At 34.4% G+C, this 12,958-nt stretch carries 9 protein-coding genes; all 9 read right to left on the reverse strand.

The features are described 5' to 3' along the window. Positions 1-277: 277 nt before the first annotated feature. Entirely contained in the window at positions 278-1,519 is a 1,242-nt protein-coding gene (locus FLAPXU55_RS02330; RefSeq protein ID WP_180856401.1) for a DUF4374 domain-containing protein, read from the reverse strand. Between the two features lie 76 nt (positions 1,520-1,595). Further along, positions 1,596-3,962 (reverse strand): TonB-dependent receptor, encoded by a 2,367-nt coding sequence (locus tag FLAPXU55_RS02335; RefSeq protein ID WP_180856402.1) that lies wholly within the window; start codon positions 3,960-3,962, stop codon positions 1,596-1,598. A gap of 298 nt (positions 3,963-4,260) precedes the next feature. Beyond that, a complete protein-coding gene (locus tag FLAPXU55_RS02340) occupies positions 4,261-5,655 on the reverse strand; it encodes a pyridoxal phosphate-dependent decarboxylase family protein (protein WP_180856403.1) in 1,395 nt (464 codons plus the stop codon). Between the two features lie 116 nt (positions 5,656-5,771). Then, positions 5,772-6,995 carry a dicarboxylate/amino acid:cation symporter gene (locus tag FLAPXU55_RS02345; protein ID WP_180856404.1) on the reverse strand — a complete coding sequence of 408 codons (1,224 nt, stop codon included), beginning with the start codon at positions 6,993-6,995 and terminating at the stop codon, positions 5,772-5,774. 163 nt (positions 6,996-7,158) lie between these two features. Next, positions 7,159-7,812, reverse strand: coding sequence for a class I SAM-dependent methyltransferase (locus FLAPXU55_RS02350; protein ID WP_180856405.1), 654 nt, complete (start codon positions 7,810-7,812; stop codon positions 7,159-7,161). A 218-nt stretch (positions 7,813-8,030) separates the two neighbouring features. Continuing rightward, positions 8,031-8,987, reverse strand: coding sequence for a methylenetetrahydrofolate reductase [NAD(P)H] (gene metF, locus FLAPXU55_RS02355; RefSeq protein WP_180856406.1), 957 nt, complete (start codon positions 8,985-8,987; stop codon positions 8,031-8,033). 170 nt (positions 8,988-9,157) lie between these two features. Continuing rightward, complete coding sequence (gene metH / locus FLAPXU55_RS02360; protein WP_180856407.1) at positions 9,158-11,833, reverse strand: methionine synthase; 2,676 nt, start codon at positions 11,831-11,833, stop codon at positions 9,158-9,160. Positions 11,834-12,087: 254 nt separating this feature from the next. Next, positions 12,088-12,408, reverse strand: a complete 321-nt coding sequence (locus FLAPXU55_RS02365) for a YbbC/YhhH family protein (RefSeq protein WP_180856408.1) — start codon at positions 12,406-12,408, stop codon at positions 12,088-12,090. Between the two features lie 38 nt (positions 12,409-12,446). Next, complete coding sequence (locus tag FLAPXU55_RS02370; RefSeq protein ID WP_180856409.1) at positions 12,447-12,869, reverse strand: hypothetical protein; 423 nt, start codon at positions 12,867-12,869, stop codon at positions 12,447-12,449. Positions 12,870-12,958: the final 89 nt, after the last annotated feature.

Genomic DNA, 12,958 nt, shown 5'->3' on the forward strand with positions numbered 1-12,958 from the left:
TCTTCTACACAACGAAGTTTAAATTCACAATTGTACTTGACTTTTCTTTCCATAAAAATGCCCCCAAATAGTGTCTAACTTTTTGGGGGCAGTTCATTTTAGACAGGCTCTTTTTATTTTACTGAAATGATATTTGAATTTGGTGTTTTGAGATAATAATAGATATTTTGTAATTCTAAAATGAAATTGTTATTATAAAAAAACCATATAATCAAATCCGTAAAAGACATTGATTATATGGTTATGTGAAATTAAAACAGAAAGTTTTAACCTATTTTTATTGAGCTGTATACGTTAATTTAGTAATAGCCGAAATATCAGTTCCACCACCTGTTACTTTTGCACCAGCAGTTGCAACTCCAGTTTCTAAATTAATTTTGTAAATACGAACTTCATCATTTGTTACAAAAGCTTTATAAGCATTTCCATTTTCAACAAATAAACTTCCTATACCAAAATAATTATCTCCAGCGTGTCCAGGTAATCCTGTTACTGCAGTTATTTTTTTAGTTGGTAAATCGATAATTGCAGATTTAAATTTAAAGGTATAATGACGTAAGAAACCCCATTCTACCGTATCATCTGCAGCAGGAAGATAAACGATGTATGCTTTTTCTCCTCCAATTGGGTAAGCTGCAAGTACTTTTCCGTTAAGAGTGCTTTCCTGAAGATCGAAGAAATATGAAGCATCAAAATCTGTCTGTCCTTTATTAATACGAAGGATTCCAGAGTGAGAATCTTCTTTTACAGTATAACCTCCAGCTTTAGCATTTGAAGAGAAAGTATAAATATTTCCTGAATCTGTGCGTATAATACCTGTATTAGTGTAATACATACCAACTGCAGTTGTACGAGGATCGGCAATTCTTTTTACAAACGTTAAAGATGGATAGTCATAAACTCTAATATAAGCTTGTTTTTGATCTATCTGCCAGTCATCACTTGCGTCTCTGTTAAAAACAGATACAAACACTTTATCTCCAACTACTGTTACACCTGTTGGGAAATCAAAACGACCTGTAGTAGTTGCAAAATCGTTAAATTTACGACTTGTAATAAATTGTTTTACAGGATCGTAAACAATTAATTCATTGTTTGAACTCGCACCTTCCCATGAAGCACCAACAATTAATAATTTATTATCTTCAGTAACACCATAAGCATACGGAGATTCGATAAAAACACGACTTCCGGCAACTAATGCTCCGGCACCATTTAATGAAAATGGTGCAGAACCTTCTGCCTCACTATCCATTGCAAACATAGTATTAGCAATTGGAATGTATGAACCGCCTTGCTCAATTCCTTTTCCGTTCATGTCTATTGTTCCGGTCATTAACTGATCTATTGAAGTAAAGCTCCACATGTAGTTTTCATTCCAGGTATCAGTTTGGTAACCAATAACATATTTGCTTAACGTTATTGGCTCCTCTGTATTAGAATCGTCACTACTGCATGAAAATATAGTAACTGACATTAGCATAACGGCTAATAGATTTTTAATTTTAAGTGTTTTCATAATTATTTAAATTTAGTTTAGTAGTACCAGCAGCTTCAACTGTTTCTGGAATTAATTTTATATAGTATTAGAAAGGTTACATGAAAAAATAACGAAGTTTTAGGGTAAACGATCTTCCTGGTTTTTGCACATTAAAATAGTCGTAAAGTTTAACGTCTGTGATATCAAAACACTCTACGGCAACATTATAACGTCCATTTTTAAGTGAATAAGCTACAGATGCTGAATAATAAAGCTGCTCAGGAATTTCTTTTTTTCCTGTTTCTCCAAGATTTGGATTTCTTAAATAGTAACTGCTTGAGTAATTCGTTAATAAGTTAACGGTAAGGAAGTCGTCATCAAATTTAATTTTCCTGAAGTTAAATCCCAGATTAGCATTTCCATATAAAATTGGCACGTTTGCTAATTGTTTATTATACAAATAATTAACCTGATTTGTACCCGGAGAAACCGTTGCGTCTTTATTAACCGTTTTTTGATACGTAGCATTTAAATCTAAAACCAGCCAGTCTTTGTATCCATAATGTAAAACTCCATCAACTCCGGTTACTTGAATATTTTTAAAATTAATCGCTTTACTTTTTGATGGATTGCTTTGATCTTGTCTGTCTTGTATAAAGTCATCAGCTCTTCTATAAATAAAATTTGCTTCTGCTCCATAAGAGTGTACCGCAGCAGCATTTTTATAAGAAAATCCAAAATTAAAATTATCACTAGATTCCGGCTGAAGATTTGGACTAGGACTTACTCTAAGACCATCTCCTAATAATTGAAGTGCTGATGGCATTCTGTAAGCATGCTCAAAAGATGTTTTAACCTGTAAAGTTTCAGGAATTAAAAAATAAGCTGCGGCACTTCCATAACCAAAATTGTTAAAGGAAGGGTTAACTACTTTTTCTGAAGTTGTACCCGGATCTGTTGTTACTTCTCCTTTTAAATCCAACATTTTTCCAAAAGCTGTAAAAGACAATCTTTTTTCAAGTGCTGATAAACTATATGAAAAACCTACTATATTTTTATTCAAAAACGGTTTTGTTGGTTTATCTGTAGTTATATATTCATTATCCTCTGTACGCTTATATCCTACATAAGTATAATTTAGAGCAAATGTGTTGTTCTCATCTAACTCATATTTTAAATTAGCATTACTTTGAAGAGATTTTACATCATAAACCATTAAAGTTTTAACGGTATTAATTTCTCCCGAACTATTATAAGCCGGCACATCTGTTCGTACTCCTCTCCATGTAAATCTTCTGGATGACGTATCAACCTTACGTTCTTCTGCTATGTTGTAAGATGCCGCCCAAGTTGCCGTTAATCCTTTAGTAAACAAGTTTGATTTCTTATACTTTAATGACGCAACAAAATTTTGGCTGTCTTCAAAAGCATCACCAACAACTCTAAACATAGTAGGCCCCTGTTGCACTTCCTTTTTGTTTGCACTGCCAGTAACACCAACTAATAAGTAATCTGCATGTTTTTTGTCTTTTACTCCTACTTCTGCTATAACAGTAGCTTGTTTGTAACCATCATGAAAGTGCTTAAGTTCTTCCGGCGGCCCAAAAAGTCCTGTTACAGGATCTGGAACCTGAGCTTCGACTTTATAACTATTATCAGAATAATTAAGAAAAGCATTAAGATTAGTTACAAAACCATTTTTACTTGTAAAACGTGTATTTAGTGCAGCTTTATGCGTATTAAAAGAGCCATAACTGTATGATGCATCAATATATCTGTTTACATTTTTATTCGTTACAATATTTACTGCACCTCCTAAGGCATCACCTCCTAATTCAATTGGCACAACTCCTTTATAAACATCAATTCTTTCGGCCATATTTGTTGGAATATTATTCAATGTAAAAGATGGCCCGTAATTATCTAATGGAATTCCGTCCATAAAAAATTTAACCTGATCTCCGGAAAAACCGTTCAACGAAAAATTAAAAGCAGAACCCATTCCTCCTGTTTCTCTCACACGAACTCCGGTAGTTCTATTTAAAACCTGATTTAAATCTGCAGAAGTATTATAAAGCTGTTTTAAATCAACTGCGGTAATATTAAAGGCTTCTTCGCGAACGCGCTGTACTTTTGATTTCCCTTTAACCTGAACTTCATCTAAAGCCGCCATATCCTCTTCAATAGTGATCGTTGGGATTGTTTTAGACTGATCCAGATTTATTTTGATTTGTTTTGATTTGTAACCAACATAAGAAATTGATAAAGCATAATTACCCGGAGCGGCACTAATTTCAAATTCTCCTTTTTCGTTTGTTAAAGTTGAATAAGATGTCCCTTTTAATGCAACCGAAACACCTTCAGCAGGTTTTCCATTATTTCCTAAAATGACACCACTTAAGTTTACTTTACTACTTTGTGAAAAACCCTGAATCGAAGTGAAGAACAATAAAATCAGGATTAATAGTCTGTTAATTTGCATTATATTAATTTGGTTTAAATTAAATTTTTGCACAAAATTAACATACAAATATAAATAAAAACAAATTAATTTTTATTTATTCTAAATAAGAATTAAATTAACCTTTAAAATAAAATATCAATAAAAAAATCCATCAATTCTTAAGATTTGATTAATATTAAATTAAGTTTTTATTAAATAAAATTGAAAATAAGTTAAAATCACAAAACTTAAATCCATTAAAAACCTTACAAATTCCTAAAAAAAAGTCCTGGTAACCGTAGTTAGCAGGACTTTTAAAAAAGTTTTTGTTTGTTTTTTAGATAAGCTGTTTCATTTCTTCTAAAACTATTTTAATATCTTCTTCTGTAGTTCGCCAATTTACAAACGAAGCCCTGATTCCTTTTCTATTTTGATAAAAAGTCGGCGTCATAAAAACGGTTCCCGTATCATTTAGTTTGGCTAAAAACTCCCCTACTTTATCTTGATTTTCATCCCCTTTTAAAGTAAAGCAAACATTATTTAATCTAATTGGAGCAAGAAGTTCAAAGCTGCCCTCTTCAATAAGAGCATTTCCAAAATGAAGTGCCAATGAAATACTTTTTTCAATAATATCGCAAAAACCCTCTTTCCCGTAAGCTACTAAAGAAAACCAAACTGGAAGCGCTCTTAAACGACGTGAATTTTCAGGAAGAACATTTAAATAATTAAAATTCTCCAGCGGATTTCCTAAATATGGCGCATTCGAATTCTGAAACGTTTCAATCTGCAGGTTCACGTGATCTTTTTTAATTAGATAAAAGGCACTTTCATAAGGCACATTAAGCCATTTATGACAATCAATTGTAATACTGTCTGCATTTTCCCAGCCTTTTACAAAATGTTTGTATTTCTCCGAAACTGCAGCAAATCCACCAAAAGCAGCATCAATATGCCACCAGAAATTGTATTTTTCTTTTAGATTTGAAATGGCTTCAAAATCATCAAAATCTGCAGTATTTACAGTTCCGGCACTTGAAATCAATATAAAAGGTTTTCCGTTTAATTCTTTAATTTTCAATTCTAAATCAGCAATATCAATTGCTTCACGATTGCCTTCTATAGTTTTTACTACAGTGTAATTCTGACTTCCAATTCCTAACATTGATAATGATTTTATGGAAGAAGAATGCGGCGTTGCGGTTAAGATATTTATGGTTTCAGAAATTCCGTTTTTAGCAAAATCTTTTCCAAGTTGTTTTCCAAACCATTGTCTCGCAACTGCTAAATTGGTAAAGTTTGACATTGTTGCTCCCGTTACGAATCCGCCTAAAAAGGAATCTGGAAGTTCTAATAATTGAAGCAGTAAATTAATAGTTTCAAATTCTATTAGTGCCGAATTTCCTCCTTGCGAATTAATTGATTGTGCATTTTGATCATAAACCGTTGCCAGCCAGTCACCAACAATAGAAGCCGGAGTTGATCCTCCCGTTACAAATCCCCAATAACGCGGTCCCGGAGACGAAACTAATAAAGGTGCTAATCTTTCATTAAATTCTTTTAAAGCTTTTTCTGAACCTAAACCTAACTCGTTTAAATTTCGCTTGGGATCAATTCTATTGGTATTGGATGTTGGAATGTTTTCAAGATTATTAAGAAAATCAATCCCTTGTTGTTTTGCTTTTTCTAAGATATTTTCTAAATCGTTTAGATCGTGTTGCAGTATTGTGTTCATATTTATATAGTATTTGTCTCACCCCAATTGTCAGGCTGAGCGAATTCGAAGCCTTTACATGCGAGATAAAGTTATTTTTAAGAATTATTTTTGAAAGGAAAATTTTTATACCGAAGCTACCACTTGGTTTTTTCAGAGAATCGCGAAACCATCATTGAGCAGATTACATCGCCATTTGCGTTTAGTAAAGTGGCAATTGGATCAACCAGGGTTCCTAAAATCATGGCGACTGGCAGCGCTTGTTCCATCGGGAAACCGTAAACAGTAATGGCTAAGATTTCGCCAATATAACCTCCGTTTGGAATTCCGCCCTCTACAATTGAGACAACTACAGTAATTCCTAAAGCCAGAAGAATGGTCATGGGATCTGTAAAATCTTTCCCAAACATGGCAAACAAAAAGGTTATTTTTAAAATGGATGACATACTCGAACCATCTTTGTGCAAAGGTGCTCCAAGCGGAATTACCAAATTACGAACATGCGACGGAATTCCCATTTTTTGTGCAGCATCCAAATTTGCCGGAATCGTTGCAATACTGCTGCAGGTTCCAACTGCTGTTAATGAAGGCGTAATATTATTGCTCCAAAAAACTTTAAATGCTCTTTTTCCGCCAGAGACAAGTGCGTATAAACTAAAGAACACAAAGAAATAAAAAATACAGGCTGCATAATAAACTGCCATAGGTTTTGCATAAACTCCAAACAACTGCGGTCCGAAAATACCAACCTGATAGGCAAAATAAGCTCCTAAACCAAGTGGTGCAAATTTCATTATAATGTTCAAAAGTTGTTTCATAACCTCGTTTCCGGAATCCAGAAAACTCTTGAAAGCCTTTCCTTTTTCTCCAGACTGCAATGTGGCAAAACCAATTAAAAAAGAGAAGATAATCAACGCCAGCATACTTTTTCGCGACAGTAATTCGAAGAAATCATTTGCCGTAAGCAGTTTCGCTATTTGATCTCCCGCAGATCCTGATTCAATCTTTTCAAACGGAATTTTGGTAATAGCAATATCCTGATGAATTGGGAAAAGATAAACGGCACAAATCATTACAATTCCTGAAATAAGAATTGTCGCCAAAAAAACCAGAATCATGATAACAAACAGCTTTCCTAATTTTTCTGTTCGCTCCAAATTAGCAATGGAAGAACCAATCGTGAAAAATATAAGTGGAATAATGGCAGTAAAAAGCAAGTTTAGGAATATATCACCAATTGGTTTTATTATCAAAACTTTTTCTCCAAACACTAATCCAAAAATACTCCCGATAATAATACCGCCAAGAAGCAAAAGTATGCTGCTGTAATTTTGTAGAAAATTGATTTTTTTAACTTCCATAATTTAATAAGGATTATAATTCAGAAAGATTAATAATAAACAATGAAAGTACTTAAAAAACTGCTAGAGTTAATTATTTTTTGCCACAGATTATAAGGATTAACACAAATTAAAAATCCTTTTAAATCTTTTATCCCGATAGTTATCGGGAGTGGCAGAAAAATTATTTTTCCAAAACAATAGTTGTATAGTCTCTGTCTGCCAATTCGCCTGTTTTGCTCTTTACTTTTTCTGTCTGCGTTTCTGTGTAAACAATTTTAAAAGGCGTTTTTTCAATTAATTGCTGAGCCTTTTCAGTGCTGTATAATTCGAATTCAAATTGTGTAAAAGGCAATTGCTTCATGAAATCTTCCTGGGCAAAGGTTATACAGAAATTTCCATTTGGTTGCAAAACTCTGTAAATTTCCAGAAGTAATTCTTCTGGTTTCTGCCAAAAATAAATGGTATTTACTGTAAATATTTTATCAAAAGATTCGTCTTCAAACGGAATTTTATCTCCGTCATAAAGCGAAAAGAAAGCTTGTTTTTGAGAAACAAAATTCCTGTTTATTTGGCGTGCTTCCTGATACATCAGTTCCGACATTTCCAGTCCGTAATATTTAAGATTTTCTGCTTGTTCAAACAAAAACTCAACGTGGCCAGCGTTTCCGTGGCCTAATTCCAGAATTTTATTCTCTTTGGATATATTAAGATTTTGAATCGAATGACGGGTCATATTGATGTTCGTTTCGTTCATCATATTTGCCATTTCGATTCCTTTTTCTCCAGATGGATGTTTTAATTGAGAGGCTATGGCTTGTAATTCTTCTTGTTTCATAATTTTTTAAATTTCAATTAAAAAAATTCCAAATTCCAATCATCATCTTCCACATTCTTGTCATTTCGACGAAGGAGAAATCTTCGTACGCAGCTCCGCAACGAGAATCTAATCTTTGTCGAGTTTCTAGCGAAGATTTCTCCTTCGTCGAAATGACAAACTGTACTCAATCAACTTTGTCAAAGTTTAAAACTTTGACAAAGTTCCTCGCAAGGACCTTAAAAAACCTGACTAGCAATCTGGCGAATATTCTCAGATTTCCCCATTGAATAATAATGTAAAAACGGCACTCCGGCAGCTTTTAATTCTAATGACTGCTGAATCGCCCACTCGATTCCGACTTGTTTGATTTCAGCGTTATTTTTGCATTTATCAACCGCATCAATTAAATCTTCTGGTAAATCGATTCTGAAAATCTGCGGTAAAACTTGTAAATGTCTTTGAACAGCAATTGGTTTAATTCCGGGAATAATAGGAATTGTGATTCCCATTTCTCTTGCTTTTGCAACAAAATTAAAATATTTCGAGTTGTCAAAAAACATCTGCGTTACCACATAATCTGCTCCCGCGTCAACTTTTTCTTTTAATCTTTTTAAATCTGATTGTAAAGATGGTGATTCTAAATGTTTTTCAGGATAACCCGCAACACCAATACAAAAATCAGCTTTGTTGTCGATATCCATCACTTCATGAAGATATTTTCCGCAGTTTAGATCGTTGATTTGTCGTACTAAATCAATCGCATAATGATTTCCCCCAGCTTTTGGCACAAAAGATTGTTCGTCTTTCATAGCGTCGCCACGAAGCGCCATTACATTGTTGATTCCTAGATACTGACAATCAACCAGCATATATTCGGTTTCTTCTTGTGTAAATCCTCCGCAAAGCAAATGCGGAACCGTATCTACATTGTATTTGTGTTTTATAGAAGCGCAGATTCCAAGCGTTCCCGGACGCATACGAGTTAATTTTTTATCCAGAAGTCCATTGCCTTTATCAATATAAATATATTCTTCACGAGACGTTGTTACGTCAATAAACGGCGGTTTAAACTCCATTAACGGATCAATATTATCGTATAATTCCTGAATACTTTTCCCCTTTTGAGGCGGAATAATTTCAAATGAGAATAATGTTTTTCCTTTGGCGTTTTCTATATGCTCTGTTACTTTCATTTCTTAAGTTATGGGTTATGAGTTATGAATTTTGAGTTTTAGTCTGTGTAAAAAATCTGAAATCAAAAAACGTAAATCAATCTTTTTATTTGTTTCAAGTTTCAGGTTTCAAGTTTCAAGTTGCTGTAGAGAACTTGAAACCTGAAACTTGAAACTAAAATAACCTTTCGTTAATCTGCTATATTAGGATTTAACCATTTCATGGCGTAATCAGTTGGAACATTGCGTCGTTTGGCGTAATCTACAACCTGATCTTCTTTTATTTTTCCGAGTCCGAAATATCGGCTTTTTGGGTTTCCGAAATAATATCCTGAAACCGATGAAGCCGGCCACATCGCCATACTTTCTGTCAGCGTTACTCCAATTTCTTCAGCCACATTTAAAAGCTTCCAAATCGTTGGTTTTTCCAAGTGATCAGGACAAGCCGGATAACCTGGCGCTGGACGAATTCCTTTATAATTTTCTTTAATCAATTCTTCGTTGGTCAGAGATTCTTCTGAATCATAACCCCAGAAATCTTTACGAACTTTTTCGTGAAGATATTCGGCGAAAGCCTCAGCAAAACGATCGGCAAGCGCTTTTACCATAATCGAATTGTAGTCGTCTAAATTCTTTTCATATTCCGCTGCCCATTCGTCAACACCAAAACCTGTGGTTACACAAAAAGCTCCCATATAATCGGTTATTCCGCTTTCTTTTGGCAGAATAAAATCGGCTAAAGCGATGTTTGGAGCACCTTTTGTTTTTTGTGACTGCTGACGAAGCGTTAAGAATTTCTCCAAAACTTTTCCATTTTCATCACGCAATTCGATATCGTCATCGTCAACCTGATTCGCAGGGAAAATTCCGTAAATACCTTTTGCTTTTAGTTTTTTCTCTTCTAAAATCACTTTTAACATCGCCTGAGCATCATTAAAAACAGAAGTCGCTTGTTCTCCCACAACCTCATCCGTTAAAATTGCCGGATATTTCCCGTACAATTCCCAAGTCTGAAAAAATGGCGTCCAGTCAATATACGGAACCAAAACATCTAATTCTATTTCAACGGTTTGTGCGCCAATTACTTTTGGTTTAGTTGGTGTATATTCAGACCAATCTAATGGCAATTTGTTTTTACGGGCATCTTCAATCGTTAGGAAATTTTTATCTCTTGAACGATTTAAGAATGTTTCTCTAAACGAATCGTATTCTGCGCGAATGTCTGCCGCATATATTTTTCGGTTATGATCCAACAGATTTCCTGCAACGGTAACAGCTCTCGAAGCATCGTTTACGTGAATTACCGTTTCTCTGTATTGAGGCGCAATTTTCACGGCTGTATGCGCACGTGAAGTTGTTGCCCCGCCAATCATAATTGGGATTTTAATATCTTGTTTGTCTAATTCTTTGGCTAAATACACCATTTCGTCAAGCGAAGGCGTGATCAGTCCACTTAATCCAATAATGTCAACATTATGTTCAATCGCAGCCGCAATAATTTTTTCCGGAGGCACCATAACACCAAGATCTACAATCTCGTAATTGTTACAAGCCAATACCACCGAAACAATGTTTTTACCAATATCGTGAACGTCGCCTTTTACGGTTGCCATCAGGATTTTTCCGTTTCCTTGTTTGTCTCCCGCTTGTTTACTTGCTTCAATAAATGGCAATAAATAAGCAACCGCTTTTTTCATTACACGAGCCGATTTTACAACCTGAGGCAGGAACATTTTTCCGCTTCCGAATAAATCTCCAACCACATTCATTCCCGTCATCAAATTGATCTCGATAACTTCGATTGGTTTTGTCGCTGCTAAACGTGCTTCTTCTACATCTTCTTCAATAAAAGCATCAATTCCTTTTACCAATGAATGTGTAATACGCTCCTGAACCGTTCCAAAACGCCATTCCTGAACTACTTTTTCATCGCTTTTTGCTTCACCTTTTACATTTTCTGCAAAATCTAAAAGTCGTTCTGTCGCATCGTCGCGTCTATCTAAAATTACGTCTTCAACGTGTTCTAATAAGTCTTTCGGAATATCATCGTAAATCGTAAGCATCTCCGGATTTACGATTCCCATCGTCATTCCGTTTTTAATCGCGTGGTATAAAAACACGGAGTGCATGGCTTCACGAACGTGATCATTTCCTCTAAAAGAGAACGAAACGTTACTCACTCCACCGCTAATATGTGCATGCGGAAGGTTTTCACGAACCCATTTTGTACCTCTAAAAAAGTCCAAAGCGTTCAATCTATGCTCTTCCATTCCCGTTGCAACCGGGAAAATATTTAAATCGAAAATAATATCCTGTGGAGGAAACCCTACTTTGTTCACCAAAATATCATACGAACGCTGACAAATTTCCACTCGACGATCATAATTATCCGCCTGACCAACTTCGTCAAATGCCATGATAATTGCCGCCGCTCCGTAACGCTTGATTAATTTGGCGTGATGAATAAAAGCTTCTTCTCCTTCTTTTAACGAAATCGAGTTTACAACGCTTTTTCCTTGTACAACCTTTAAACCTGCTTCGATGATTTCCCATTTCGAACTGTCGATCATAATCGGCACTCTCGAAATGTCTGGTTCTGCAGCGATTAAATTCAAAAATTTAGTCATCGCATTAACACCATCAAGCATTCCTTCATCCATATTAATATCGATGATCTGCGCTCCTCCTTCTACCTGTTGTCTTGCAATATCAAGTGCCTCGTCATATTTCTCTTCCTTGATTAATCTTAGGAATTTTCTTGAACCCGTTACATTCGTACGCTCACCAACATTCACGAAAACACTTTCCGGCGTAATAATTAATGGTTCTAATCCTGATAATACAAGGTCTCTTCTTTTTTCTGTCATTTTCTTTTTCAGTTACTAAGATTCTAAGATGCTTAGATTCTAAGTTTTTTTATTCTCTATTTGTGTTCCTGCAAGGTTTTTAAAACCTCGTAGGTATTTATGTTTATTTAATTTGGGCATGTCCCTCCGGGTCGGGCTATCCGCTTTTAGTCCTCGCTCTTCCTTCGTCAGGCTGTGGGCTAACCGCTTCTATCCCTCACGCAAACTCGGTTTCATAATAACCTTTATATTTCTTTTACTTTTCAATTATCTTTCTACTTTCCATGCATCATATAAAGAACCTTCCCGTTTTTTGCTGAGATTTTAATATCAAACACACCTCCAAAACCAATACTATTAAAAGTCCCTTCAATATGCCAAATAGAATCATTTTCTATTGTTACTGTATAAGGTCTTTGATCTTCTATTTGATCTTTTCCATATGTTTCAAACAAAATAGGCTCCGCTATTCCAACTGCTGTTTCTTCTTTTGTAACTAAACAATCTTCACATTTGATGCTTTTTTGAAAAACTGTATTAGTTGTATAATTACAGCTAATAAATGTTAAGCTAAACAGAAGCCATTTTTTTTTCATATTGCTGAACTATTATAATGTTTAATCCCTATGAAATTTTACTTCCATTTTGACTTTTCTATGTATTTGCATGTTACTCCAGCATCATAGAAATAATATTTTGTTTTGGTAAAACCCGCTTTGACTAGTGTAATCGAGTCAGGTTGCAATTCCTCTTCTAAAATGAGATCATTTTCTTCTGGTTTATTCAAATGATATTTCACTTTGTAAAACTTGTTTAAAAGTGTTGGATCATACTTTTCTACTGAAATCTTTGAAATTATTTTTTTATCCAAATAAAAATAATATTGTAAATAAGTAACCTTCCGTCCATATTTAAATCTAGTCGAAAGTCCTATAGCTTCTCCTTTGAATGACTTTCTACGATTAGAATAATCATCCTTATGATAATATATCGATAACCCTAAAAGACCTATTAATATAAAAAAGACAATTGCTTTCCAATTTATTTCTTTAGCCATTCATATGTCTTCTTTAATCATTTTTACTTTTCAAAATCTTCATTACATTCAAAATTTTCAAAACCTTGTAGATTTCTACTTTTTATTCA

It is taken from the genome of Flavobacterium panici (assembly GCF_903819335.1).
In the GTDB taxonomy this organism is placed as follows: Bacteria; Bacteroidota; Bacteroidia; order Flavobacteriales; family Flavobacteriaceae; genus Flavobacterium; species Flavobacterium panici.

What these genes read in the sequence shown, in the direction of transcription:
- FLAPXU55_RS02370 (WP_180856409.1), bottom strand. Translation starts at nt 12,869, where the DNA reads ATGGCTAAAGAAATAAATTGGAAAGCAATTGTCTTTTTTATATTAATA.
- metF (WP_180856406.1), bottom strand. Translation starts at nt 8,987, where the DNA reads ATGAAAGTAACAGAGCATATAGAAAACGCCAAAGGAAAAACATTATTC.
- FLAPXU55_RS02365 (WP_180856408.1), bottom strand. Translation starts at nt 12,408, where the DNA reads ATGAAAAAAAAATGGCTTCTGTTTAGCTTAACATTTATTAGCTGTAAT.
- metH (WP_180856407.1), bottom strand. Translation starts at nt 11,833, where the DNA reads ATGACAGAAAAAAGAAGAGACCTTGTATTATCAGGATTAGAACCATTA.
- FLAPXU55_RS02330 (WP_180856401.1), bottom strand. Translation starts at nt 1,519, where the DNA reads ATGAAAACACTTAAAATTAAAAATCTATTAGCCGTTATGCTAATGTCA.
- FLAPXU55_RS02350 (WP_180856405.1), bottom strand. Translation starts at nt 7,812, where the DNA reads ATGAAACAAGAAGAATTACAAGCCATAGCCTCTCAATTAAAACATCCA.
- FLAPXU55_RS02340 (WP_180856403.1), bottom strand. Translation starts at nt 5,655, where the DNA reads ATGAACACAATACTGCAACACGATCTAAACGATTTAGAAAATATCTTA.
- FLAPXU55_RS02345 (WP_180856404.1), bottom strand. Translation starts at nt 6,995, where the DNA reads ATGGAAGTTAAAAAAATCAATTTTCTACAAAATTACAGCAGCATACTT.
- FLAPXU55_RS02335 (WP_180856402.1), bottom strand. Translation starts at nt 3,962, where the DNA reads ATGCAAATTAACAGACTATTAATCCTGATTTTATTGTTCTTCACTTCG.